The following is a 26,469-nucleotide window of genomic DNA, read 5'->3' on the forward strand; positions in this document are numbered from 1 at the left end:
AGGTATTTGCATTGTAGTAGCGAAATCGGCTGAAGTTTGAAAGATAAATTATACCTTTCCGAGAGAATTTGCAGCACTCATTTCAACTATTATGGCTAAAACAGATACAATCTATCCCCTCAAGGCAGTTTTTTCGGAGTTTCTATTGGCTACAGAGTGTGATAATTTTCTAATTCCAACTTACCAGCGCGGCTATAAATGGTCATCAGGTGATGGAAAGGGCCAAGTCGATCGACTCCTCAAAGATCTCTTCGATGCTTTTCAACAACAGGGAAATGCATCGCGTCGAGGTTATTACCTTCAGTTCATTACGCTGAAGGAAAACGCAAATTCATTAGAGGTAATAGACGGCCAACAGCGCCTGACAACAATTACTATCTTATTTAGTGTATTAGGGCATCTAGCGGGCAAAGACCGATTGGCAGACTTTGTTAGCGGGAAGCTGATTTATGAAGCGCGGAGTAACTTTATACGAACTTTTATTTACGAACAGATTGACGAGTTATTGGCAAGTGCTTCCTGGGATGAATTTATCTATGACAGAGAGGAATATAATAATCAAGATATCTATTTTATATATCGGGCTGCGCAGACGATTGCCGCGTTCCTATTGAAGAATTTATCCTCTAGATTAGAACATTTCTATCAGTTTCTATCTGATGATGTTTTTTTAATTATCAATTTACTGGACGCTGGTCTGAACAGCGAAAAGATATTTGTTAATGTAAATAAAGGCGTAAAACTAAACGACGAAGATTTAGTTAAGGGTTTCCTTATAACTAAGATACCCGCTGATATGCGAGATACGCGTTACCGAATAACCGATATCGAAATGAATGAAATTCGGGCTAATCTTGGACGACAGTGGGATGAGATTGCTAACTGGTGTAGTCGGCAGCAGGTAAAAGATTTTTTTAAGGTTAGCTCAGAGGAAAAAGGTTTAGAATGGCTAATTCGCATGGCCTACCCGGATTTTAAACAAGATGAGAGCGGAAGTGCGCTGTTCAACTATTTTGATGAGCAGCACCGAGCCGGACAACTACAGGCTATCGAAGTCTTTCATAAGATTCGACAAACCAAACTATTGCTAAACGATTGGTTCTGTGCTCCTGAGATCTCCAATTTATTAGGCTATGCACTGCATGCCAAAGGTGGGCGCGATCTGATTGCGATCTTCAAGGACTTGCAAGCGCAATCGACTAAAGTTGGTATTTTGTCAGTACTTAAAGATTTAGCCCTGCGGCTCATACCAGTGAATCTTATTGATGGTAAGCTGCTCGAAGTCAATTACGAGGATCATTGGAATTCCATTTATAATTTGTTTCTGTTGTTGGATATCGCTAAGTTCCTGCCAATAAATGGACGGAAATCTGACCCTTATAACTTCTCGAACATCGCGGGAAAAGGTTGGAGTTTGGAACATATCTTTCCTCAGAACGCCAATGATTTTAAAAAAGTTTCATTACTTGAAGCTGATGACCTTGAGGTTATTCGTGAACTACTACCATCAAAACTCGACGAGGTATCTGTTGACGATGATGCGAACTTGAGGGCTGCAAAACAGGTTTATATCCGTATCATGAAGGCGCAGGGGTCACTAAAATTGAGAGATGAAGATAAACCTGCTTTGGGCTTACTCTTGAACGATAACGCCAAAGAACTGCATACAATTGGTAACCTGGCATTGCTGCAGCAAAATATCAATTCGAGTCTTTCAAATCATTTCTTTGAGGGCAAACGAACCATCCTTGTAAATAAAATCAGCCAGGGCCACTTTGTACCTTTTCACACTTATGATGTTTTCAGTAAACTTGTCATCTCTGGCAGCACTGGCTTACATACTTGGTCGGCCAACGATATCCAAGCTCATGAAGGTTACATCAAACACCAGCTTGTTTCTGTTTTTACTTATCTAAAAACCCAACCTATAAAATGAGAACTCAGAAATATACGTTTGCGGGTCTATTCTCCGACCGCGAGCTTGAACAGTTCATCGTTCCTGAAATCCAGCGCGATTACGTATGGGAAACTTCCGATGTTGCCGACTTGCTTGGTTATATCCGAGAGGGTTATGACGGCGGTGAGGCCGATGTGCCTTATCTCGGCTTTATTTATGCTTATGGTGACCGCGACTTTGTTTATAAGTACTTTTTGATTGATGGGCAGCAGCGATTAACGACAATATTTCTCATGTTAATTGCGGGTTATGTGCATGCAGGCAAAAAAATACCAGAATACCTATTTGATCGGGGTCAACTGAAACTGGATTATAAAGTACGGCAGTCAACCCATGATTTTTTAAGTGCTTTAGTAAAGCATTGCCTTCAAGGGACGCTCGCACCTGATTTTTCTATAGTAGACCAAGTCTGGTACCATGATGAATATAAAAATGACCGTTCAATAAGGCAAATGATTTCTAATTTCACGTTCATCCGCAATTGGCTAAATGAAATAAACGATGTGCCATCGTTTATTCGTTTTATTGAAGAGCGCCTGGAGCTATCCTATTTTGATATACCCGACGGTCGGCAGGGCGAAGATTTGTATATTTATATGAACTCCCGTGGTCGACATTTAGAGCCCAATGAAACGCTTAAGGCCAGATACTTGGCCCGGGTGGACGACAAGAAGTATTGGGGTGCTAAATGGGAACTGTGGCAGGATCTTTTTTGGAAATTTCGACTGCACAGACCGGATGCCGATGAAGGGTTCAACGACTTTTTAAAAATGTCGCAATTGATTGAGATGGCGCACCAAGGTTTAGCTTCCGACGTAATAAGTGGCTACGCTCGCGGTGCCACCGATCAGACATTGCTGCCGGAGCAGCTGCCTGAAAAGGTGGAAGATCTGCAGAAGCTGTTCGAGGCTTATCAGTGGTTGATTAAGTCGACTATTGTAAAGGAGTTTTTCAAAAAACATGAAAAAGAAGAAAATTACTTATTGCTAACACCTCCAGCAGATCGCGCTCAGATTTTTTACTTCCGACTGCTTCCGATAATTGTATTCCTAGCCGAAACCGGCTGCCGGGTAGAAACTGTGGTAATGCGATTTATCCGGTTTTTTTATAACCTTTCCCGCAAACGCGGGAGCATCGGCAAGGATATAGGTGCACAGTTAGTCGTTGCAATACGTTTGATGCAGGAATACAGTCGTACAGAAAGTGATGTGTTTGACGTCTGTAACCTAATCGCGTATCAAAAGAGACGCACTACTTTAATAGATGATGAGGAAGTCCGTAAACTTTCACTGTACAAGCAGCCCCCAGTTGGATTGACGCGGTTAGAATTAGAGAGTTTATTCTGGGCAGTAGAGGATCACAAGGTATTCGAGGGGCAGATCGGATTCTTTTTATGGCAATATTCAGATGCTGAAACGGGTGCATATGAACATGACCTATTTCTTGCAACCTGGGCAATGTTCCAAAAGTTGTTTCAAGAAGAGTCAGAAGGACTTATTGTTATGGCACTTCTACATTACGGCAACACTTGGGTACGTGAATCGCCTTTTTATTATGTCAACTACAACTGTGCAGATTGGAACGGAATGGTACAAACAGAAAGAGGTGTCTATCTGATGCAGTTATTGGAAGATCTGGCCCTGAATGGATGGAAGAACCTAGATAACATCATTACAAAAAAGAGCGGCCAATATTTAAAAGCGCGAGGCTATATCACGGTGGCAGCCATTAAGGAAGAGACTGACTTCTACAAGCAGGTAAAGTTACTTGCGGTATTAGATTATTTCAGTGAGAATGAAATGTTTCCAGAAGGATATTACCATATTGCTAATGATGGGAGATATAATTGTAAAAGCTATGGCGATAAGCCCTTCTTTACAAACTCTGTGGTTATACACAATATCAAACGATATATTGATAGTGGTTTGAATGGACGAGTGATTCATGATCTTTCTGGATTGCTGAAAAGTGAAACTAAAGTTCAGTTACTAATTGATGAGATACTTGCGGCGGGTCGCAAGCGTCGCTAGGAAGCAATTTGGGAATCAAAAGGAATAATTTTGAATAAAGTGGTTATCTATCATATGGCAACTAGCACGAAAGAAAGAACAGATTATTAGCTATAGTCGAAGAAATTTTGCTACGTTTCAAAACAAGACGGATGTTTATCATAACTTCATTGCTCTGGTGCACTTTTCAAGAGCTGCCCCATGTCAGTGATTATCAAATAAAGCCATTTTCTCCGATTAATAAATAGCCAGATGAGTACACCAAAAAACCACCATTATGTTTCCAGGGTATTAAGTAACAATTTTCTCTCTACGGATGGGAGAATCTATCGATACAGTAAGATAAGCAGAAGGATATCGGAACTAAATTCGACTAAAGGACTCTTTTCTAGTCCGTACCTCAATACTGTAATTGATGACGAAGGAAACTTGGACCACGCCTCCATTGAACATGTAATAAGTAGTCATTTCGAAAAAGACTTTCCCAAACATTATAAAGTGATCCTGGAGATGCTTAAAGAAGACCATGAGATTGGAAAGCCTATTCCCAATTCGGAGATGGTTCTTGATTCAGTTAAAAGCATAGTGGAAATGGGCTTTATCGGGAGAATGAGGCATCCCTTGGATATGCAGCGCACCGAAAACGTCATATTCGGGGCCATGATGACCCTAGCCGAGGGCTTGGAAGAAGGACTTAGAAATAGCATGATTTCCCATTTTGTGAGTAAGGCTAAAGTTCCTAATAAGATCCCCCTAAATTTTCCTGAGCTATCACAAGGCATGGTTGAATTGATGGGCGAGACCACCTATTCAATTATGCTTGCTCCAAAAGACCATTACTTTCTTCTTCCCGACTGTACTGCAGCAACCAAACGATTCAAAATGAAGGATGATGTCATCGATGGACAGGTATTTATCAATCCTGCAATGGTAATCGGATTGGTTATAATGCCCATCAGTAGCAAGGTGGTTCTTGCTGCGACTAAAACCGAATTTGCTCCGGATCAGGGTAACGGAACTTATATCCTTTCAGAAGAAACACTACTCAGCTATAATAGTACATTCTTCGATAACGCAATCATTGAAGTGGCGTGCGAGAATAGGGATTATTTAAAACATTTCATTAATTCGATATAACTTAAAAGATCGGCTGGAACTTGGCAATGTCGTATGTTTCGCTTCTGATTACTTTGGGCCAAGAGTATATAGCTAATAGTAAATTATTCCTATTCTGATATCATCTCAACCTTGTCAAAGATAATTTCTAGCCTATCAGCCATTTTTGTGTCATCCTCTATATTGGTTCCATCAAGTAATTTCATTGCATGATAAAGTCCATGACGCATATCTATCACTTCTTTACCCTCCAGTTCCAACACATGAGTTTGCGATTCGTTTTTTTCGAGAATAGCTTCAAGCCTGGCAGCAAGTATTCTATCTGAGCCACCACCTGTGTATTTTTTAAGCTCGGTAATTGCCAATTTAACGCCGTGCTGTATGTCCAACGCATCATTTCCTTTAAGTTCTATCTTTAAGCTCTGTAATTTTTCCATATTCAATAAAGCCAGGGGGAGTTTTTTCATATTCAAATATCGTAAAGACTAAATGCTATTTTTTACGGTTTCCCGTAATCATACAAAAAAAATGTAAAGTGAACAAGTTATGCCTTCTGAAACTAAGTTAAGTTATGGTTGTTATTAAGGAGAGAACTAAACTGTTTTTCTTAATTTTAAATATGAGGGAATTGGAGCCGCCGTTTCAAGTTGAATTGGATGGAAGCTGGATCAAGGTGTCAGAGCATGAGCTAGCGGGGAAGCGGGTCTTCCATGCATATTTCAGTGACAACAGGAAACCGTTGGCGATCACTGTTGGATTGGGGCTGAGGGACCAGAAGTTCTGGACGTCAATCCCTCAAGGTAGACAAGCTGAAGCGGAACAGATAGGGAAATTAATTGCGGAGTACATCCGTGCTAAAAAGAAATAGTATGTGCTACTACAACGGACAAAGAGTGACAAAGGCTGAGTTTATACAGTTGAAAAAACTGGAAAAAGCAGTTAGGGATTATGATTTTTTAGATAAGGGGGTGCACAACGGGTTCAATTATGCGCCTTGCGCAATCATTGTGCCTACTGATGATCGCAGAGATTTTGAGATCCAGCAGGCCGAATGGGGATTTATTCCAGGTTATGCCAAGGATCGTGAAGAGGCGAAGAAATTCCGGGCTATATACACTACTTTGAATTTTAAAGGTGAAAATCTCTTCAAAAAAGAAGATGGGAAAAAATCGATGTGGGCAGAAGCAGGCCGTCAACGCCGTTGTCTTGTTCTGTCTACCGGCTTGGTGGAATCCATGCACGTACCTACCTATGGTAAGAAAGGGCAATTATTAAAAGCGACCGAGAAAATTCCGTACCAGGTTGGTGTGATCGGTAAGGAGTATTTTTGGTTTGCAGGTGTTTATAATGACTGGTTTGATAAAGAAGCTGGTAAATGGATCAGAACTGTAGCTTTTGCAACTACGGCTGCAAATGGACTTATGCAGCAGATCCACAACTCCAAAAAAAGGATGCCTACTATATTAACAGACGACTTAGCTTGGGAATGGTTAATGGAAGAACCGAGCGAAGAGCGTTTAACGGAAATCGCATTAACCCAAATCCCGTCCAAATTGATGGAAGCCTGTACAATTGATAAAGATTACCGTTTTGCAGGAGAGGCTACTCCTATTGAATATCCTGACCATCCTGCTTTGGACATGACTTTTGTAGATCAGGAAAAATTGGATTTTGATTTTTGGCGGGTTTCTTAATTGCTAAGCATAATGCGCGTCAATCGCCTCGCCAATTAAGTCCACTTCTTCTTGCTCCATTTTCCCTTCCAGAATTTTCCAGGCGTTATCGGAATCCGGAGCCAATACAGCCAGCGTATCATTATCTTTATCACGGGTGATTTTGAACGTTAGTTCATAATCCTGGTCAGGAATCTTGGTTTCCTCAACGATTATGGTGAGCGTCATTGGTTCAAGCCCTTTATTGATTTGTACTGTAACCTGAAATGTTTCCTTCTCGTGTTCCATGACTGTATATTTTATATACCTAAACACTTCGTTATCATATTTGTTAGTCGGAAATAATTGATAACAAGACAAAATGTACTATTGTGGAACAGTTTTATAGACTAAGATTTCCCTGTATCCCTGAACAAAAGGCCGCTCTTGGATAATTTAAATGTATTTTTTTCAAAAATTTCTTTCATGATCATCCATACCTGATCTACTAGCTGGAATGATTTCTTTGTACTTTCATCGCTCTCAACCAAAAATCCACTGAATTCCATTTTTTCGATCTCGACTTCAATATCGGAATAGTTTCTGATCAGTTTCCCTTTAACATGCGGGAAGGCTAAAGTAATTGTTTTTAAAAGTTGTTCTCTTTTACCAACTTCTTTACAATAGGTATTCACAAATTGGTCAAAGGCAATTTTCCTGCCATCCGGTGTCATAATAATTGCATGACCAGGAAAGCGTAGCATCATCAGTTCGTCTTGATCGGTAATCTGGACACTACCAAAATCAATAGACGTAATCTTTGGACGTGTGAGGGTGACACCGAGGTTTACTTCCAGTGTGCCTACGTCGATTTGCCTACCATTCGTGTCATCTTGGCCCACTTCCCGCAGTTCAACCAATTTTATACCCAGATGATCCGCAAAGGTCAGAGTGTCTGGAGTAAATCCAGTTGTTGTAACAATGATACCGCTGGCGATATCGGCATCGCGCATGGTTTCCGAGAGCTTCATAACAACCTCTTTAGTCACCTTCTTTTTCAGAAATTTACATTCAATTGCCGTTAGGATTGTCTTATCGCCGTTGATTTGCTCGGTAAGTACATCGATCTGATGTTTTATCCCTGATTTTCCCTGGATCTTGGATTTGCTTCCAAAGCTCCTGATCTTAATACCATATCCGGCGCCAAGCATCTTATAGATGTATTTTGTGATTTCCTCATAATCTTTCCAGTCGAGACCTATGTCTTTATCTTCAGCCATATTTGTTGATGAATGCCTAAAATAATCTATTTTTCTAAATTTTACTAGGTAATGATCATGGCCTATTATTAAAACTTGGATAGACCTGATAGGCAATTATGTGATGTGGCATGGTAAACCGGTTTTGAGGATTCTGAGATCCTGAAAGTGAGGTTGATCCTGGGGCCAATGGCTCTGGTAGTTTTAGGGACGTGATGCTCATAATATTCCTGCATAGCCTCTCCCATCAACAGCAAACTTCCATGGGTTAAGGGAATGTCCAACTGCCTGATCTCTTTATTGAATTTATGCCGCACTTTAAAAATCCTGGTATCGCCAAAGGTTACCGAAGCGATGTGATGGTGCTTGCCGTCTGCTGGTAGGGTATCACTATGCCAGGCCACCGAATCTTTGCCGTCCCGGTAGAGATTTAACAGTACGCGATCAAAGTTAATTTCAGTGATCTGTTCCATTATCTTTTTAATTTCCAATAAGAGCGGTGTCCAGGCATTACCGTTTTCTCCACCGTAATATGCGGTCAGCCGGGGATCGGCAATTACCTTGTCGTACATCTTCCTTGAGCGCTGCTGCCAGGGGGATTCCTTCAGCAGCGTATTGTAGTAATTATCTGCTTCCCGCTTTACGAAAAAATGCTGCCATAGTCGCAATTCGGTATCCGGCAAGTTGAAGTCGGTATACTTCTTAATGCCGCCGTCAAACAGTTCGGTTTCTGCAAAGAGGTTCATGAGGCAAAGATAATATATTTGCTAGATAACTAAAAATATTAGCATTGCAAATGGTGTTTGGATTTAATAGAGCTTGATTATCAACAAAAATCAGGTAATTTTCAACATTTCATATTTTACTAACATTTTTAGCTTTATGTTTGTTGTGTATTTGAGCAGCTAATTAAAATGCTATCATTTATAGAACAAATTATGGATACGAAAAAGGAAATATTTCTCAAACTGCAACAGGATATCCTCCTGTGGCAGGGCTTCAAGCCGCAGGCTACGGGTAAGGCCGAGCGTGTTGGGCTTGGAGAAATTGAGCAGGCTTTTCCTGGTGGCGTATTTCCCAAACGTGCCATCCATGAATTTATCACCGTGCTGCCGGAAGATGCTGCGGCAAGTGATGGTTTTATTGCTGGACTGTTGGCCATCCTGATGCAGGATGGGGCAGCTTGTGTGTGGGTGAGTACTTCGCGCCGATTATTTCCTGCATCGTTAAGCACATTCAATGTAGAAGCCGAGAGGATCATTTTTATGGATGTGAAGACAGAAAAGGACGTACTTTGGATTACCGAGGAGGCGCTGAAGTGTGAAGGACTGGCGGCCGTGGTTGCTGAATTGAATAATTTAAGTTTGATAGAATCACGTCGATTGCAGCTGGCTGTTGAGGAAAGTGGGGTAACTGGTTTTATCCTGCGAAAAGATGCCAGTAAAGCGGCAACTACTGTTGCTACGGCAAGGTGGAAGATCAGTCCCATGCTTACCGAGAATGAAGAAGGCATGCCGGGTCTAGGTTTCCCGCGTTGGCGGGTGGATTTGCTAAAAGTTCGTAACGGGAACCCAGGAAGCTGGGTGATGGAATGGGCTGGTGAGTGCTTCGAAGAAGTTAAGAACGTTAGTAAAGCAGACGATGGTTCTGTTTGGTCTGAAAGGGAGGACAGGCAAATTGGATAAGGGTTATGCAAAGGCGTTTTGTTTCCATATGGTTCCGCCAGCTGCTGGCTGACTGGCAGCTTATCCACCGCCCAGAGTTAGCTGAGGTGCCATTTGTTTTTGCTGCGCCCGATCATGGGCGCATGATGATTAATGCGGTGAGCCCGCTTGCCGCTATATCTGGTGTTGAGTCGGGAATGCGGGCAGCGGACGCGAAGGCGATTTGTCCGGGATTGGAAGTGCTGGATGACAAGCCTGGGCGCCCCCGGAATTTGCTTCGTGGTCTTGGTGAATGGTGCGTCAGGTATTCCCCTATTGTGGCTATTGATGAATTTGGGATGGATGGCTTATTGCTGGATGTTTCGGGTTGCGCACACCTTTGGGGTGGGGAGCGCGGGTATTTGAAAGAGATTGTTTCCAGGTTAAAAGGTAAGGGATATACCGTTAGGGTAGCTATTGCTGACACGCCGGGCGCTGCCTGGGCGATCTCCCGTTTTGGTAAAGTTACGCCGCTAATCCCAATTGGAGGCCATCCAGAGGCTTTGCTTGATCTGGTACCGGAGGCTTTGCGTTTGGAGCGGCCGGTACTGGCTAAGCTCCGTAAACTTGGCTTTTATCATATTAAGAGTTTTATCTCTATGCCCAGGTCTGTATTGCGCAGACGTTTCGGGGAAGATTTCTTGTTACGTTTGGCGCAAGCATTAGGGACGGAAGATGAGATACTCATTCCTTTGCAGGTTCCAGTACCTTTCCAGGAACGCTTGCCGTGTCTTGAGCCGATCAAAACCAGAACAGGAATCGAGATTGCCATTACTAGAATGTTGGAAAATCTGTGTAAGCGTATGCAATCCGAGGGCAAAGGCCTACGTACAGGGGTTCTGACAGGTTATCGGATTGATGGGAAAGTAGTACAGGTGACTATCGGCACTAATGGCGCCACGCATAGCATCAGTCATTTGTTTAAGCTATTCCAGTTGAAGATCGACCAGATCCGCCCGGCCTTAGGCATTGAGCTCTTTGTGCTGGATGCGCCAAAGGTGGATGATGTGGAAGTTCCGCAGGAGCAAATGTGGACGGCAAAGCCAGGACTGGATGACCAGAGTTTGATCCGCTTATTAGACCGCGTTGCAGGAAAGGTGGGCTCAGAAGTGATCCATAGATATTTACCCGCTAAACGTTACTGGCCGGAGCGGGCAGTTTTGCAGGCAAGGTCAGTAACGGAAAAACCAGCATCGAATTGGCGGGCAGAAAAACCCCGCCCTACTGAACTGTTGAAACGACCTGATCCGATTGAGGTGATGGCGCTGATTCCCGATCACCCACCAAAATTTTTTATTTATAAAGGGGTGCGACACCAGGTCATTAAGGCCGATGGGCCTGAGCGCATTGAAAGGGAATGGTGGCTGGATACCGGAGAACACCGGGATTATTACCAAGTGGAAGACGATCAGGGTGGTCGTTACTGGCTGTTCCGTTCGGGGCATTATGGTGGTGAACAGCAATACCAGTGGTTTATTCACGGATTTTTTGCTTAAAATTTGGGGTTATGGGCTATAGTGAACTACAGGTGACTTCCAATTTCAGTTTTTTGCGCGGGGCTTCCCATGCTCATGAACTGGTGACCCAAGCGGAGGCTTACGGGTATAAAAAGATTGCGATCACTGACCGAAATACACTGGCTGGGATTGTCCGGGCGCATGCGGCCTGCCGCGAAAAGAATGTGAAGCTAATCCCCGCTTGCAGGTTGGACTTACTGGATGGGCCAAGTTTGCTAGCTTACCCCACGGACAAAGAAGCTTATGGACGGTTGTCCGCACTGTTGACTCTAGGCAATATGCGTGCGGAAAAAGGTTCTTGTCATATATCTCGTGATGATGTGTATGCCCATAGTAAGGGAATGATTTTTACGGTGGTTATGCCTGGAGTTCTGAACCGCAGGTTTGAGTATGATCCAAGTTTTATTGCTGCGGTGGCGCAGTATCGGGATGCACTGGGCGGGCAGCTATACTTAGCGGCTACAAGATCCTATTTAGGTAACGATGACAAGCTGATTTTCCGCACCAAGCAGCTTTCTGATTTTTACAGAATTCCGGTTGTGGCGACCAATGATGTACATTATCATGATTCATCGCGGAGAGAGTTGCAAGATATATTAACATGTGTCCGCGAGAAATGCACGATCCAGGACGCGGGCTTTCTATTGCACCAGAATGCTGAGCGCTATATGAAAGAAGTCGCGGAGATGGAGCGACTATTCCGAAAATATCCTGAGGCTATTGAAAATACGCAGATGATTTCCGAGGCTTGTCGTTTCTCCTTAGATGAATTGAAGTACGTGTATCCTGAAGAGATCAACCCAAGCGGACGCAGTCCGATGGAGGAGCTGGAACATTTGACTTGGAAAGGAGCTCATGAATTTTATGGTGAGATCGTGCCGGAAAAGGTAGTGAACATGATTAACCATGAGATGGCTTTTGTTAAGCAGATGGACTATGCCAATTACTTTCTGTTTGTAGAGGACATTGTGAGAGAAGCCAGGTCAAGAGGGATTCTTTGCCAGGGTCGTGGTTCGGCGGCCAATTCAGCGATCTGTTTTGTGCTGGGGATTACTTCGGTAAATCCCATGAAATTTGACCTGCTCTTTGAACGCTTTATTTCCCCGGCCAGGAATGAGCCGCCTGATATTGATGTGGATTTTGAGCATGAACGCCGGGAAGAAATTATCCAGTACATCTATAATAAATACGGGCGTGACCGGGCGGCTATTGTTGCTACGGTTACCCAGCAACATCAGAAGGGTGCGATCAGGGATGTGGGTAAAGCGATGGGGTTATCAGTAGATACCATTAACAGACTTTCGGGTTCTCTTTGGGAATATACTGATGAATGGTTTGAGGGTAAGCGGGTGACGGAATCTGGTTTGGACCCTAACGATCCGCATTTGAAAAAGACGCTTGAACTGACTGGGCAGATGATGGGGTTTCCACGTCAGCTGGGGCAGCATACTGGTGGCTTTGTGGTAACTCAGGGTAAGTTAACCGATCTGTGCCCGATCTTAAATGCGCGGATGGCAGACCGTACGAATATCGAATGGAACAAAGATGATATTGACGCCCTGGGTTTTTTAAAGGTTGATGTGTTGGCTTTAGGGATGCTGACGTGTATCCGAAAGGCATTTGATTTATGCCGGGATCATTATGGCAAGCAGTTCACCTTGGCCAATATCCCACAGGACGATCCTGATGTCTATGATATGATCTGTTTGGCGGATACACTGGGGGTATTCCAGATCGAAAGCCGGGCGCAGATGTCCATGTTGCCGAGGTTAAAGCCCAGAGAGTTTTATGATCTGGTGATCGAAGTAGCGATTGTGCGGCCGGGGCCGATTCAGGGAGATATGGTTCATCCTTATTTACGCAGACGGAACGGGGAAGAGCCGGTGGTTTATCCTTCAAAGGAACTGGAGAACATCTTGGGAAGGACATTGGGCGTGCCGCTCTTCCAGGAACAGGCGATGAAAATTGCAATTGTTGCCGCTGGATTTACCCCTGCTGAAGCCGATGGCTTACGTCGGAGTATGGCCACTTTTAAATTTAAGGGGATGGTCAACCAATGGGAAGAAAAACTGATTCAAGGTATGGTTGCTAAAGGTTATACTATTGAATTTGCCAAACGGATCTTTAAACAGTTGGAAGGATTTGGAAGTTACGGGTTCCCGGAAAGTCATGCCGCTAGTTTTGCTTTACTAGTTTATGTTTCCTGTTGGTTGAAACATTATTACCCTGATGTTTTTGCGGCAGCGCTTTTAAACAGTATGCCCATGGGGTTTTACCAGCCAGCGCAAATTGTCATTGATGCGCAGAAACATACCGTACAGGTTCGAGAGGTGGATGTGAACCATTCTCAATGGGATAACAAGCTCGAAGAAAAATTAGGTAAATATTTTGCTCTTCGTTTGGGTTTTCGGGAGATCAAGGGAATTCGGGAGGATGAAATGGATATTTTGGTGAATGCCCGTGGGGATGGTTACAGAAGCATTACGGCTTTGCGGGATGCGGGTGTTTCCTTGGGCGCTTTGGAAAAGTTAGCCGACGCGGATGCATTTCGCTCAATGGGGATGGATCGGCGGAAGGCATTATGGGAAGTTTCTGCTTTACAGGATATGCCGGTAGAGTTATTCAAAGGGCAGGCTTCCGAAAGTGTTCTCGAAACACAGGTGGAGCTGCCGTTAATGAGTAAGGGCGAGCATGTCGTACAGGATTACAATACCGTTGGACTTTCTTTAAAGGCACACCCAGTCAGTTTTGTCCGTTCGCAGTTAGATATGCTAAATATTCGATCCTGCCACACCATCAACAACGATTCGAGCAATGGACAACTAGTCAAAGTCGCAGGGCTTGTACTGGTTAGGCAAAGACCAGGAACTGCAGGCGGTGTGTGTTTTATTACCATTGAGGATGAAACGGGCTACTCTAACTTGGTGGTATTTGAAAAGCTGTTTGAAACCTACCGGAAGGAGATTCTACATTCCAAGTTGCTGATGGTGGAAGGGCGATTACAGCGAGAAGGCCAGGTAGTGCATGTGATCGTAAGCAAGTGTTTTGATTTTACTAAAATGCTGGGTAAGCTGGTGCAGCGGGAAGTTGATGATCTGCCCGTGTTGACATTGGCAAGGGGTGATGAAAAGACTGCGCCTTACTCCGTGCAAGATAAGCGGGCGCAAGTGCGGGAGGATCATACAGAAGCGGCCAAAGCAGCTTTTCACGGAGGAAGGAACTTTAAATAGTTGGTGGGCGTTGCTGTAGTTTATGGCCATGACAAGTGTCACTTTTAAACCAATATATCCCTATTTTTAACTCCGATACGGGAATATTTAAAATACCACCACACCTATTAAATACCGTTGTACTATATTAAATCGGCCTCGTATTGTTGTTCAATAAGTTTAATTTCTTCATCAAGTAGCTTTTGCAAGACATAAGTTAAAAGTGTCAGCATTAAAGCAGACAAAATAATAAAAAGTACGAGATCAAAAATCGTAAGATCTGGCCTGAAGTGCACATCTTGTGGAAGATATAATTGGGAATATAGCTGGAGATCGTAATCTGCATTTGATTGATATACCATAATACAAAAAGAGAAACGAAAAATTAAATTTAATAGTGCATCCCCTATATTTCTCCTTCCATATTCATATGGATAACATTTTCATTACTTATCAAAATCAATAAAGTATGCTTTTCAAATTTTATTACCTGTTTTTCGCCGAGTCTTTCTATAACTAAACAATAGGCTTGGGGAGCCTCTTCGATTTCCAGGATTTTGCCGAGATTGGCCACTACTTCACCAACTTCTACTTCGGAAATTACTTTTGTACATATTTCAAAAGGTAGTGACGTAGCGTTTGACATAAATGAAAGTAAAGGGACAATATTCAAGCAAATGACGGAGGTAATCCAAAGATATACCCCCGAACATTAACGCTCTCGGAGTCAAAGTTACAAATTATAACTAAAAACTTAAATAATTGATTTGCTTACAGATTCGAATACAATCTTTGCTAATAAACAATTAAAAACGTATTAACCTCAGCTGTAGATTGAGGATTTATTTTGTGGTATTTCGGTTAGCTGCTTCGCTAGAAAGCAAGCGTTCATATAATTCTATTACTTTATCAAGCGGGTTGAAATTGCAGTAATATAAGTTACTGCCAACATTTCCAGTACTAGAATCATTAAAGGTATTGGAGAAGAAATTATTTACAGATTTTTCATCGTATTTTTCAATCATTTCGGGGGTAACGTTTAAAATTTTTGCTACCTGTTTTAATAGGTCTGCCTCGATACTTTCCCTTGCTTCCAACAGGGAAACTTTGCTTTGGTTCCACTCTTCCCCCAGCTCTAATGCAAAGGTTTCTTGTTTGATTCCTTTTATCTCTCTTATACGCTTGATATTTTGTCCTATGTGGACTTTTTTGGTGTTCTCAGTGGTTTCCATTTTGCAAATTTACTTTTTCTTCTATAGCTAAGATACGGCTATTCTAAATAAATTATTTGAATCCCTCAAATAATTAATTCGGCGCTTTGAATATTATATATGGTAAAATAATTATTTATCATTTAGCAGGATTTGTTGGTTTGCCAACTAAAACCAGATTTCATTATGCAAGAAAACCGTATCAACATCCCCCAGGGCATTATCCCTTTATCCATTAAACTGAATCTCACAGAAGACTTTGTGAATATCTGTCAACTGATGAATATATCATTTGATGAAGCTCTGCAGACTTATGCAGATCATATTAAAGTTTACAATCAACTTTTCAATGAACACAAAGGGGTAGATGCTCAAGCCATGCACATTTTCAAAAAGTTTCAGAAATCCTGCATTAGCAAGCAAGGGTTGAAAGTGGCCGTTTATTCACCGCTTCACGTAAATCCTATAAAGGAAATACTAAAACTTGGAAGGGCAAAAAAGGGCTCTGAATGCGCCGAATATGAAAGTATAATTAAACAATGGTATCACACAATTATGAAAGCCAAAGATGGAGACTCAAATTAATATCAAAATATCATATGATTTTGAATTGATATGTATGGTGTTTTCCTTAAACACAGTTGATGTACTTCAGGATTATGTGAATAGGATTTCATTGCCAAAACATTTAAGTAACCATCCCGATGATCCATCAGGTGAGGATTTAGAGCTTATTCTTTGTAGTACGAAAACTCAAGATCCAAAGGTTATTGACAAGAAGATAGTGAAGTTTCTAAAAAAGGAATTTAAGCAAGAATCAGCAAAGATTCTTAACCAAGGATTAGAGCAGCCAGAAACCGAAGCCTTATTAAGGAAAGTAATTAAAAATTGCTGTCCCGCAATAATAAAGTTAAGACAAGATTTAAGGAAGCAATTGGCGCTGGATTTTAAAATTGTAGGTGATGATAATTAATACTTCAGGATTCCCAGAATTTGAATTGGCCTGTGATCTACTGTATATCAGACCACAGGAAGCTATCGAGGCTTTTATGAATAACGTTTCGCTACCATACTTGTGCGGTACTGGAAGGTATTTAAGCGAAGGAAGTGATAGCCCTGTCTTGCCGATAGTTGATTTAACAAACGACCCAAAAAGTGTTGCCGGCTTAGGAAGCAGCCCCACAAGATTTATAGCCACAAATTTCTTAGTGACGTATTGTTCTCTGTTTAGTGAAAGGCTACTACCTGCGCAAAGGATTCAAAAAGAATTTATAAAGAAATTTAAGCCTCTGAAATTAAAGTTAAGAAAAGAAGAAAACGAAGAACTGAGATACTTCATGTTAGTAGGATTTTACATGGATTGGCATAGGGCGCTTATTGAAAATATTAGTGAACATGATGCTATAATCGATGTCAGATCAAAAAGAGAAAACTTTATACAAAAGTGAAATGAAAAAACAAAAACTAAAAAACATCCCAATAGTACCTAAACCGACTGAAGCTGAGAACCAGCTTAAAGAGATAACGACGATAATCGCAGAGCAATATTCATTCGAAAAAATCATTTCCATAGGAAGCGAAATAAACAAAATTCAAAAAGAAAGTTGTTTTGCGAATGTTGATGACACTAATGTAAGTCCTAATCTCTTAAACAGCTATTTTCTTCTATTGATACCCTGCCAGTTGGAGAGGTGTAACGATGTATTAATTCAGCAACGCTTAGAAGAGCAATTAAAGCCCATCGCCTCGGTGACTATTCTTATCCATCGGATGGACGAGTTCAACACCGCCTTGCAAAATGGTAGCACTTTTTTTAAATCTGTATATAAAAAGGGCATCGTTTTATATGACAGAAACGAAGAGCCATTTGTTCCTCCAGGTGAAGGGGCACCTATTAGAAATCGCATAACAAAACGAGAAAAGCTCTGGCATAAGTGGCACCAATTAGCCACAGATTTTATAAAAGGAGCAAATTTCTTTATTGCTGAAGGAAATAACGAATTAGCCGTTTTCATGTTGCATCAAGGGTTGCAACACTGTTATTCTGCCATGATTAGGGTTTTAACTGGCTATAGAACAAACAGTAATAACTTACGCAGACTAATAAAGCTTATCGATCTTGCCTTACCCGTTTCATCTTTTGTTGTACCAAATAAAAGCACACCAGAAGATTTACGGCTAATGAGCATAATACTAAAGGGATATGGCGATGCAAGGTATAGTGGTGGGTTCATAGTAACAAAACAAGACGTGTCCCTAATATTCGGCAAAGTATCGGTAATCATAGATAATGCTAATAAAGTATGCCTACAACGTATAAATGATCTGAAAGATGGCAAAATAAAATACAGTATTTAACACGTTCAATCCAGAAATTTTATGAACGAATCAGAAGTTAAACCTAGGATCTGCTTACGAACGAGCAGTTATAGCGGATACATAGACCAGCACGATTTTATTGAAAGAGTCCTATTTATAAAAAAAAGGATAAGTAACTCCCTAACGAGGGAAGAATTGGCATTTCTGATGGGACGAACGCCATACTTTATCAATGATTATGAAGAGATGACAAACACAATCAAACTAGATTTAATCGACATGGATTTATTAAGCCTTACCCTAAAAAGGAATTTTAATGGAGGGATATCATTTGATAAAAAAGATGGTTTGCATGACATTTCACATGAAAAACGCATGGTCAGAGTTACTAAATATGAATATCCAGATAAATTAGAATATGTTTTCAACCATCGCTGGGTTGAATATGGAAAAAACAAACCATTGAAATTAATAGAGCCAGCATTTCAGCCTCCCAATGATGGAGGTGAACAAGTTAGGTTAATTACAAATGAATTAACCAAGCTATTATCAGGGAGCTATTTCAAAACAAAGCGATCTCCATTTGAAATATATCAGTATGTTTGGACAGCCCATAAATACCGATCAAGTGCATGGTCAATATTACACCTGAAAAATTTGATTTACGAACTTATAAGGACCGAACATTTAAGGATGTCCAATTTGAATGGTCACTTTGTGTACCGATCTAGGATCAACTAATATTTTTCAGAAATCTTTTTCCATTTTTTAAGAGCGGAGAGGCAACAGCGTTTCCGCTCTTTTTAAAACAATGAACCCATATTGTTATAGCTTGACCAATTTTGCAATCAGGCTTAGATCCGAAGCATCCACATATAGCTTTACTCCTGAAGGGTATTCTAATAAAACTTCCTTCTGTTTCTGGATTGTATTTGTAGAAAAGGTAGAATTGGGCAAGACTTCAGTATCAGGATTTCCCCAGGAAGGTGATTCATTCAAAATATTACGGTCTGATATGTAATCACCTTTATTTGAATGCATGTTAAATTCAGAATTATGTTGAGCCTTTTGGTTATTGCCTTCAACAATTCCAGTTTCAGTAATTGAAAGCCCGGAAAGTACATCTACTTTGCTATTGGATTGGCGCCAGTAATTTGAAAATGGCCGTGGCCGGAAGTCAATCAGCCAGGCAAGAAGCTCCATATTTTTTTCACGGGTATTAAGGCCCTTTTGTAAAAAGTTGCATAGTGGCTTAAATTTCTCAGTGTCACATCTTTTGATTGCTAAGTCGGAAAGTTCGGCGTCAAAAGGGATGGCAAGAATTTCTCTTAGGTTTCTTTTATCAAATATATCGCACCGACCGTTAAATTGTGATCTTAATTCGTTTCGAATGTTGGCGCAGGTTGGATGCATGAGGTTTGGTGAAAGTTCGCCTAATGCTTTTTTTTTTCATAGAAGCTTAGTAGCTCTGATCTGTATTTCTCTACCATTTTTTCATAAATTAGGATATAAAACTACAGAAATTCCAATACTTCCTAATCGACTGCTCTTTAACTGGTGTAGAAAATAGTACAAGGTTTAGTCATGGTAGACGAAAGAGCCTGTAATTTTTTGCTTATATCTCTTTAATGATCCTTTTTTGAATGCGTATAGTAATGCGCTTGAAAATTCACTTGTTTTAAAATCGTTCCGAAATCGAGTTTGAGAATCTTTAACAATTCTGTTTAAAGTTTTTTCTTCATCAACTTTATCCGTCTTATTAAAATACCCGTCGCTAGAAAGATTACGAATTGCCTCTGCTGCCGTAATTGGTTTCTCTTTTATTTTCTCTGTCTTTACTTTGGATTTTTTTCTGTAGAAGTCAATACTCACATCATAGGTCGGAATTTTAAAATCAATCACAAATAATTCCATTATATGAATTTCCATAGCTTTAGCTATGGCAAATATGTTGCTTATGGATGTGTTGGCTTCGCCATAAATAATTCTATAAATCTGTTTTGGTGTAAACTCAGTACGATCCGACAATGCCTCAAGAGGTATATTTTTATCTATGATTAGCTGTTGCATCCTACTTCTTAGCAATTTCAAATTTTCTTTGTCAATATACTGTGTTTTACCCATCCAGTAAAAGGAATTGTATTATTTTTATTTCATAAGTCTAATTTGACATATTAATTATTTTTTCATATATTTGATTCACGTTGTTTTTCAGCCTTTTAGTAGCAATAAATGAATTAAAAAATAATAATTGAATTGCCTTTTTGAAAAGGCATTTAACTAAGAGTCTCGTCGCAAAAAGTTTGACAGCCAAGAAGCGAGGCAGTAAGATTAATGCCCATATCACTTTAAGTACATATCTTTGTGCTTGAAATAGGTATGGGCTTTACTGTAAACCCACGTTCTTGGCTGTCAACTAGGATGCGGTGGGTATGTAAAGTCCTGCCTATTTTACTATCCACCCTGCTCAACTTTGAGGCTCGTTGTAATTAACGAGTTATGAAAGAAAAAAATATAAAGTACTATTCAATTCATCTATTAGTCGGATTTCATCCACCCTAATATCCCGCCTTATTTGGTTTATATTTTCTAAGCCGTCCCTGCCAAGAAGCGAAACTTAGAAAACTGTTGAACCATACCTAAAATGGGTATGGTACTTCACTTGTTATTTCAATCCTGGCAGGGACGGTAACGGGTGTAAGTCCTACCCATTTAAGGTTTGCTAACCCGTTGCATAATAGATGTTCAAATTAATATGTACGGATAAACATGAATACTAACTTAAACATTGACCATATAGAACACATCTACATATATCCTTTTGTTTTCCATGCTAAGGGGCTTTTTATTTCCATTGTAAAGGATTTCCTCAACTATCTCTTTTATAATCATCATAGATTCTACATAGCCCTGTATGAAAACATAATTAAGCCTCCAGTTTAGCTGATTTAGGCACAAATCATCCCATACATTAAATAATCAATTAAACTAACCAACAATGAAAAAATCAACGATATATATCGTAATGGCCACGCTTTGCCTGTTTTCAAATGTAAAGGCACAGGTCAAAACGATTACAATTAAAGGTAGAATCACCGATGAAAAAGGGTTTCCAATTTCAAACGCTACCATAAAAGTGAAAGAATCTAAAACCCTAACAGTGGCAAATGGGAAGGGACTTTTTGAATTAAATAATATCCAATTAGGCACGAACATAATAATTTCTAGTATTGGATTTAAACCGAGTGAGATTCATAATATACAGACGGATGAATTTCTAAATGTTCATATGCTTACTGAAGATAAAGGACTAGAAGAGGTACAAATTGTTAGTACCGGTTACCAAAATATCCCAAAGGAAAGAGCAACTGGAAGCTTTGTTTTAATTGATAGTGGTTTGTTAAATCGAAAGGTAAGTTCAAATCTACTAGATAGATTAGACGGTGTAACAAGTGGTTTGATATTTAATAAAAATAAACTCAGTAGTAATACTTCTGATATTAGCATACGTGGACGAAGTACTATCTCATCTAACACCAATCCGTTAATAATTTTAGATAATTTTCCTTATGATGGCGATCTTGCAAATATTAATCCACAAGATGTAAAGTCCATCACTGTTTTAAAGGATGCTGCCGCTTCATCTATATGGGGATCAAGAGCAGGTAACGGAGTAATTGTAATTACAACTTTTAATGGTACTTATGATAAAAAACCAGTTATAAGCTTAAATTCAAATATTTCGATTGGTGATAAGCCTGACCTATATTACAGACCCCAGCTTACTAACCAACAATTTATAGGTATTGAACAATTTCTTTTTGATAAAGGAGCCTATAATAGTATTATTAATAACGGATATGGCGCTTTATCTCCAGCAGTAGAGATAATGCTTAGTAATAGAACTGGTGCAATAACAAGTGCGCAGAAGACTATAATGCTTGATTCGATAGCGAGCTTTGATAACAGGAAGGATTTATCTGAATATTATTATCGCAAAAGTGTTAATCAGCAATATCAATTGAGTGTAAATGGAGGCGGGCAGAATAATAAATACTACATATCATTGGGGTATGACAAAAATTTAGCGAATACTGTCATCAACAATAATGACCGCCTTACTCTCAATGTAAATAATACTACAGATTTGATAAACAATCGATTAGAGCTCTATACAGGTGTTTTATTTAGTTCAACAAACAACAACATAAATGGACAAGGTTATCAGCCGCGTTACCCATATGAAAGGATTGCGGATCAAAATCGAAATGCTTTAGCAGTAACAGATGGAATCCTAAGACTTCCCTACATTGCGACAGCCGGCAATGGAAAACTTCTTGACTGGCAATATCGTCCATTAGACGAAATTCAAAATGCCTACTCCTACGAGAACGTAAAAGGAACTGACTATAGAATTAACTTAGGAATCAACTATAAAATAATTCCTGATTTAAAATTTTCAGTTAATTACACTTATAATAAAGGCATGATAGATGATCAGCTAAATAGAACTTTGGCATCATACTACACCCGAAATCAAATTAATACTTTTACGCAGATTTCACCAACTGGAGTTGTAACCTACCCTTTTCCCTTAGGAAACATATTAAACAATTTTTCCAGCACATATTTTTCAAATTATGGACGTGGACAACTTGGTTATGACAAAAGCTTTAATAAAAAGCATGTAATAAGTGCATTAGCCGGATTTGAAATCAAGGATTATCAAAGTTCTATCTCGAGAGTAAATCTTTATGGATACGATGAAGGAACGGCAACCAATAAAAATGGAACAATCAATCCTACTGTTTTGTATCCATATTTTTATGGGGCCAGCTCCGCTATGATTAATCAAGGTAATAGTAATTCTGGTACAACTGATAGATATAGATCTTTTTATGCGAATGCGTCCTATACTTTCGACAATAGGTTTATTTTGTCAGCAAGTGCACGGAGAGATGAGTCTAATTTGTTCGGTGTTAGTACTAACCAAAAAGGTGTTCCACTTTGGTCTGGGGGATTTTCGTGGAATATCAGTAATGAGAAATTCTATAAAAGCAGTCTTATTACATTTTTAAAACTCCGAGCAACTTTTGGATATAATGGAAATATAAATAAATCAGTATCGGCCTACCTTACAGCCATGTCCTTTGCTGGATATATCAATGGATTTGCGCAACAATATCTAGAAATACAAAACCCTCCAAATCCATCTCTAAAATGGGAAAGAGTGAAAAACTTAAATTTGGGTGTTGATTTTGCATCAAAAAATAGCACAATTACAGGGAGCGTTGAGTATTGGATAAAAGATGGCCTTGATTTAATAGGTGCTACACCAATTGCTCCTCAAACTGGAATAACTGTTTTCACAGGTAATTCAGCCGATATGCGCGGACAAGGAATTGATTTAATTTTAAATTCAAGAAATCTCGCCCGAAATGATTTTGCATGGACATCGAATTTTCTATTTAATTACAATACGGATAAAATCACTAGCTATAAGGTAAAAGCTACCAAAAATAGCGACATAGTCGGATTGAACTATATTCAGCCACTAGAAGGCTATTCTTACTATTCTGTGTTTACATACAAATGGATGGGGTTAGATAATCAAGGTAAGCCTCAGAGTATCTTAAATGGAAATACAAGTAAGGATTATGTTGCGATGACGAATTCGAAAAACACGGATGATCTTGTATATAGTGGCACTCTACGACCTAAATATTTTGGAAGCCTAATTAATACTATTAAGTTAAAGGACCTTGAGTTTTCATTTAATTTGGTTTACAAGCTTGGTTACGTATACCGCAGATCTTCATTAAGTAGCACCAGTTTGTACAGTAATCCCTCGGGTCTCAATGCTTATCAACAATTTGATTATGACTTAAGGTGGCAAAATCCAGGAGATGAACTTAAGACCGATGTTCCAGCTTTAACTTATCCTATTGATGGAACTGCCAACAATATTTATAATTATTCAAGCATATTAATCGAAAAGGCGGACCATATTAGACTACAGGATATACGATTAAACTATATCCTTTCTAAGAAAAAGTTTAGTTTCTTGCCGTTTTCCAATGTAAATCTTTACTGCCTGGTTTCAAACTTAGGTGTAATTTGGAGAGAATCGAAATACAAGATTGATCCTGATTATCCAAATGGCGTCCCGCTTCCTAGAACCTATGCAGTTGGTTTAAAATTAAATTTTTAATTCAAAGTCATGAAAAATATTAACATATCCATAATCCTTATCTTTTCTGTATTTTTTTGCAATTGTAAAAAAAGCTTTCTTGACGCCAAACCAAGTACGGAAATAGTGGCGCCAAGCTCTTTATCAGATTTGCAAGGGCTTTTAGAAAATACTTCAATCCTAAATACGTGCAGTCCAGCCTTACCTATAATGGCAAGTGATGATTACATTTTCGTAGACTACACTAGTTGGCTTACGACAACAACAAAAACAGAAAGAAATTCCTATATATGGACAAAAGATTTATTTAATGGTGAAAATGCTAGACCAGATTGGAATCTAGGCTACAAAGGAATTTTTTATTGTAATAGTATTCTTGAAACATTACCGAAGATTGAAGTTAAAGCCGACAAACAGGCCCAGTATAATTTAATAAAAGGATGGGCATCATTTCTTAGGGCATATATTCTTTATGATCTAGTGCAGAGTTTTGCGAACGCATATGACCCGAATACTGCTTCGACTGATCTCGGTCTACCTATACGTTTGAAAGCTGGTGTAGATGAAATAGTTGATAGATCATCTTTACAAACGACATATGATCAGATTTTATCAGATCTTACAGAAGCAGAGAACCTACTTGGGCCAACGTTGTCTGTGAATGGCAATCGGCCGTCTAAAGCCTCCGTTTACGCTTTGTTTGCTCGTATTTATTTGAGTATGAGAAATTATCCCATGGCTGAAAAATATGCTGATCTCGAATTGACAATTAACAGCAAACTAATCGATTATAACATCTTGAGCAAAACTGCAACTGCACCGTTTACTACTAATAATGATGAAACAGTATTTTATTCAAATGCGGTCACTGGAGCCTATAATACAATTCTTCCACATTCAATAAACACTGCAATAACTGTTAACCCTGAGCTGACAGGCCTTTATAGGCCGAAGGATTTACGATTGAGCATTTTCTTTGGAACTAACGCTAGTACGGGCAGGTTATATTTCAAGAGACGAAATACGGCAGATCTTAGGACCTTTTCTGGTTTGGCGACGAATGAAATTTATTTGATTAAAGCGGAGTGTCTGGCTAGACGCAATCTTATTACGGATTCGATGGATTGGCTAAACCTCTTACTTAAGAAACGATTCGCACCTGTTGATTATACGGCCACAAGTGCCACCTCACAAGCAGATGCTTTAACCAAGGTTTTACAGGAAAGGCGCAAAGAGTTGCTATTTAGTGGTATGCGTTGGTCAGATCTTAAACGATTGAATAAGGAAGGGGCAAGTATCACTTTAGTAAGAACATTGAATGGAACGACCTATACATTACCTCCAAATGATCCAAGATATGTATTTCCAATTCCGGATGATGAAATTTCAGCTAGTGGAATTCAACAAAATAATAGATAAAATGAAAATTATAAGAAAACAAATTACGTTCAAATTCTTGTTAGTTCTTTTTGTGATTATATTTTCCAAACTGAGCCTATACTCACAAAGCGGAATTGCAAAATCTCGTGTCAGTATAACGGTTCATGTAAAAGATTCTTTGTTAGTCAAAAATCCATTGACACTGAAGTTATTCAAAGATTACATTAACAATAATACTGGGTCTATTGACTATACTGTTTTGGCAGATAAAAATGGATACTATCATTTTTTAATCAATGATGTTCACGAAATGATGAACTATTCTATCAGGTATGAAGCTTTATCCTTTGGTTTCATTAATGGATATCTCGAACCAGGTGATAATGTTCTACTGGATTTTAAAGGAAATAAATCTAAGCGTTCACAAATTACAGATTACGTGTTCCATGGGAAGGGAAGCCAAAAGTATATCGCTAAGATGGAATTAATATATAAAATACCTAATATAAGAATAAGAACCATTTCGTCGGATAAAACTGGAATGGAATTGTTAAATCAGCATTTGGCCAACGCCGATTCTAATTATTATTTTTATAAACGGATCTTGAACAAATATAGGCCTAGCATAAGTAGTGATGCCTATCATGCAATGGATGCAGATATATATGGAAGGGCCTATTCATCTATTTTCGGATACCTTCCTGAGTTTTTAAAATCAAATGCGTCTCTGAGTGTTCGAGATAGCATTATACCCTTTCAAACGGAACTTCAAAAAAGAATTTTTTCTGGGAATTCACCATGGGTTACACAATCGCCAGAATATTTAAGCTTTCTACTGGCAAAGGCACGTTGTGTGCATATACCAATAAATTTGACCCCCTTTCGCCAATTTCAAATTGACCCCCAGAGTTGTTGCTTGAAAAAAGCAGAAGTTGTTGTGCAAAAAG

Annotated in this window: 24 protein-coding genes; 16 read left to right on the forward strand and 8 right to left on the reverse strand. The window is 39.6% G+C overall.

Annotated features, from left to right (window positions below; genetic code table 11):
* Positions 1-91 precede the first annotated feature (91 nt).
* The 3 genes from HDC90_RS22495 to HDC90_RS22505 all read left to right on the forward strand — a co-directional run bounded on the left by HDC90_RS22495 (position 92) and on the right by HDC90_RS22505 (position 5,103).
* On the forward strand, positions 92-1,936 hold the full coding sequence (locus tag HDC90_RS22495) for a DUF262 domain-containing protein (RefSeq protein ID WP_184470452.1): 1,845 nt from the start codon (positions 92-94) through the stop codon (positions 1,934-1,936).
* Positions 1,933-3,987, forward strand: coding sequence for a DUF262 domain-containing protein (locus HDC90_RS22500; protein ID WP_184470454.1), 2,055 nt, complete (start codon positions 1,933-1,935; stop codon positions 3,985-3,987). Before HDC90_RS22495 ends, HDC90_RS22500 begins: the two co-directional genes overlap by 4 nt.
* A 231-nt stretch (positions 3,988-4,218) precedes the next feature.
* On the forward strand, positions 4,219-5,103 hold the full coding sequence (locus HDC90_RS22505) for a DUF4238 domain-containing protein (RefSeq protein WP_184470456.1): 885 nt from the start codon (positions 4,219-4,221) through the stop codon (positions 5,101-5,103).
* Between the two features lie 89 nt (positions 5,104-5,192).
* On the opposite strand, the gene HDC90_RS22510 is transcribed toward HDC90_RS22505, so the two are convergent.
* Complete coding sequence (locus HDC90_RS22510) at positions 5,193-5,549, reverse strand: hypothetical protein (protein ID WP_184470458.1); 357 nt, start codon at positions 5,547-5,549, stop codon at positions 5,193-5,195.
* A 104-nt stretch (positions 5,550-5,653) separates the two neighbouring features.
* On the opposite strand from HDC90_RS22510, the gene HDC90_RS22515 reads away from it, so the two are divergent.
* Together HDC90_RS22515 and HDC90_RS22520 are read left to right on the forward strand one after the other, a co-directional pair.
* Positions 5,654-5,950, forward strand: a complete 297-nt coding sequence (locus HDC90_RS22515; RefSeq protein WP_184470460.1) for a hypothetical protein — start codon at positions 5,654-5,656, stop codon at positions 5,948-5,950.
* A gap of 1 nt (position 5,951) precedes the next feature.
* Positions 5,952-6,776 (forward strand): SOS response-associated peptidase, encoded by an 825-nt coding sequence (locus HDC90_RS22520; protein ID WP_184470462.1) that lies wholly within the window; start codon positions 5,952-5,954, stop codon positions 6,774-6,776.
* A gap of 3 nt (positions 6,777-6,779) precedes the next feature.
* On the opposite strand, the gene HDC90_RS22525 is transcribed toward HDC90_RS22520, so the two are convergent.
* The 3 genes from HDC90_RS22525 to HDC90_RS22535 all read right to left on the reverse strand — a co-directional run bounded on the left by HDC90_RS22525 (position 6,780) and on the right by HDC90_RS22535 (position 8,739).
* Positions 6,780-7,043 (reverse strand): hypothetical protein, encoded by a 264-nt coding sequence (locus HDC90_RS22525; RefSeq protein WP_184470465.1) that lies wholly within the window; start codon positions 7,041-7,043, stop codon positions 6,780-6,782.
* Positions 7,044-7,144: 101 nt separating this feature from the next.
* The gene (locus HDC90_RS22530; RefSeq protein WP_184470467.1) at positions 7,145-8,014 is read right to left on the reverse strand and encodes a restriction endonuclease; all 870 of its coding nucleotides are present in this window, start codon (positions 8,012-8,014) and stop codon (positions 7,145-7,147) included.
* Between the two features lie 68 nt (positions 8,015-8,082).
* Positions 8,083-8,739: an alpha-ketoglutarate-dependent dioxygenase AlkB gene (locus HDC90_RS22535; protein ID WP_184470469.1), complete on the reverse strand. Its 657-nt coding sequence runs from the start codon at positions 8,737-8,739 to the stop codon at positions 8,083-8,085.
* 192 nt (positions 8,740-8,931) lie between these two features.
* On the opposite strand from HDC90_RS22535, the gene HDC90_RS22540 reads away from it, so the two are divergent.
* Genes HDC90_RS22540 through HDC90_RS22550 form a run of 3 tightly spaced genes read left to right on the forward strand, consistent with a single transcriptional unit; the run spans position 8,932 to position 14,443 of the window.
* Positions 8,932-9,678 carry an ImuA family protein gene (locus HDC90_RS22540; RefSeq protein WP_184470471.1) on the forward strand — a complete coding sequence of 249 codons (747 nt, stop codon included), beginning with the start codon at positions 8,932-8,934 and terminating at the stop codon, positions 9,676-9,678.
* A gap of 5 nt (positions 9,679-9,683) precedes the next feature.
* On the forward strand, positions 9,684-11,192 hold the full coding sequence (locus HDC90_RS22545) for a DNA polymerase Y family protein (protein ID WP_184470473.1): 1,509 nt from the start codon (positions 9,684-9,686) through the stop codon (positions 11,190-11,192).
* 11 nt (positions 11,193-11,203) lie between these two features.
* Positions 11,204-14,443: an error-prone DNA polymerase gene (locus tag HDC90_RS22550; protein WP_184470475.1), complete on the forward strand. Its 3,240-nt coding sequence runs from the start codon at positions 11,204-11,206 to the stop codon at positions 14,441-14,443.
* Between the two features lie 385 nt (positions 14,444-14,828).
* Here HDC90_RS22550 and HDC90_RS22555 read toward each other — a convergent pair whose 3' ends face one another.
* Both HDC90_RS22555 and HDC90_RS22560 read right to left on the reverse strand, forming a co-directional pair.
* Positions 14,829-15,068: a hypothetical protein gene (locus HDC90_RS22555; RefSeq protein ID WP_184470476.1), complete on the reverse strand. Its 240-nt coding sequence runs from the start codon at positions 15,066-15,068 to the stop codon at positions 14,829-14,831.
* 196 nt (positions 15,069-15,264) lie between these two features.
* Positions 15,265-15,654: a helix-turn-helix domain-containing protein gene (locus HDC90_RS22560; protein ID WP_184470479.1), complete on the reverse strand. Its 390-nt coding sequence runs from the start codon at positions 15,652-15,654 to the stop codon at positions 15,265-15,267.
* Between the two features lie 165 nt (positions 15,655-15,819).
* Between HDC90_RS22560 and HDC90_RS22565 the strand changes: the two genes are divergently transcribed.
* From HDC90_RS22565 to HDC90_RS22585, 5 genes are read left to right on the forward strand one after another with little or no spacing between them, the layout of a single operon-like run.
* Positions 15,820-16,218 (forward strand): hypothetical protein, encoded by a 399-nt coding sequence (locus HDC90_RS22565; protein ID WP_184470481.1) that lies wholly within the window; start codon positions 15,820-15,822, stop codon positions 16,216-16,218.
* Entirely contained in the window at positions 16,202-16,606 is a 405-nt protein-coding gene (locus HDC90_RS22570; RefSeq protein WP_184470483.1) for a hypothetical protein, read from the forward strand. The genes HDC90_RS22565 and HDC90_RS22570 overlap by 17 nt, the downstream gene beginning before the upstream one ends.
* On the forward strand, positions 16,596-17,081 hold the full coding sequence (locus HDC90_RS22575; RefSeq protein WP_184470485.1) for a hypothetical protein: 486 nt from the start codon (positions 16,596-16,598) through the stop codon (positions 17,079-17,081). The genes HDC90_RS22570 and HDC90_RS22575 overlap by 11 nt, the downstream gene beginning before the upstream one ends.
* 1 nt (position 17,082) lies before the next feature.
* On the forward strand, positions 17,083-17,991 hold the full coding sequence (locus tag HDC90_RS22580) for a HEPN domain-containing protein (RefSeq protein WP_184470487.1): 909 nt from the start codon (positions 17,083-17,085) through the stop codon (positions 17,989-17,991).
* A gap of 21 nt (positions 17,992-18,012) precedes the next feature.
* The gene (locus HDC90_RS22585; protein WP_184470489.1) at positions 18,013-18,693 is read left to right on the forward strand and encodes a hypothetical protein; all 681 of its coding nucleotides are present in this window, start codon (positions 18,013-18,015) and stop codon (positions 18,691-18,693) included.
* An 84-nt stretch (positions 18,694-18,777) separates the two neighbouring features.
* Here the strand turns inward: HDC90_RS22585 and HDC90_RS22590 are convergent, their stop codons facing one another.
* Together HDC90_RS22590 and HDC90_RS22595 are read right to left on the reverse strand one after the other, a co-directional pair.
* Positions 18,778-19,365 (reverse strand): hypothetical protein, encoded by a 588-nt coding sequence (locus HDC90_RS22590; protein ID WP_184470491.1) that lies wholly within the window; start codon positions 19,363-19,365, stop codon positions 18,778-18,780.
* Between the two features lie 165 nt (positions 19,366-19,530).
* Positions 19,531-20,076: a helix-turn-helix domain-containing protein gene (locus HDC90_RS22595; protein ID WP_184470493.1), complete on the reverse strand. Its 546-nt coding sequence runs from the start codon at positions 20,074-20,076 to the stop codon at positions 19,531-19,533.
* Between the two features lie 874 nt (positions 20,077-20,950).
* Here HDC90_RS22595 and HDC90_RS22600 point away from each other — a divergent pair.
* The 3 genes from HDC90_RS22600 to HDC90_RS22610 all read left to right on the forward strand — a co-directional run.
* Positions 20,951-24,163: a SusC/RagA family TonB-linked outer membrane protein gene (locus HDC90_RS22600; protein WP_184470496.1), complete on the forward strand. Its 3,213-nt coding sequence runs from the start codon at positions 20,951-20,953 to the stop codon at positions 24,161-24,163.
* A 9-nt stretch (positions 24,164-24,172) separates the two neighbouring features.
* Positions 24,173-25,561, forward strand: a complete 1,389-nt coding sequence (locus HDC90_RS22605) for a RagB/SusD family nutrient uptake outer membrane protein (RefSeq protein WP_184470498.1) — start codon at positions 24,173-24,175, stop codon at positions 25,559-25,561.
* Position 25,562: 1 nt separating this feature from the next.
* On the forward strand, positions 25,563-26,469 hold a 907-nt coding region (locus tag HDC90_RS22610; RefSeq protein WP_184470500.1), incomplete at its 3' end, for a hypothetical protein.

Source organism: Pedobacter sp. AK013 (genome assembly GCF_014205835.1).
GTDB lineage: Bacteria > Bacteroidota > Bacteroidia > Sphingobacteriales > Sphingobacteriaceae > Pedobacter.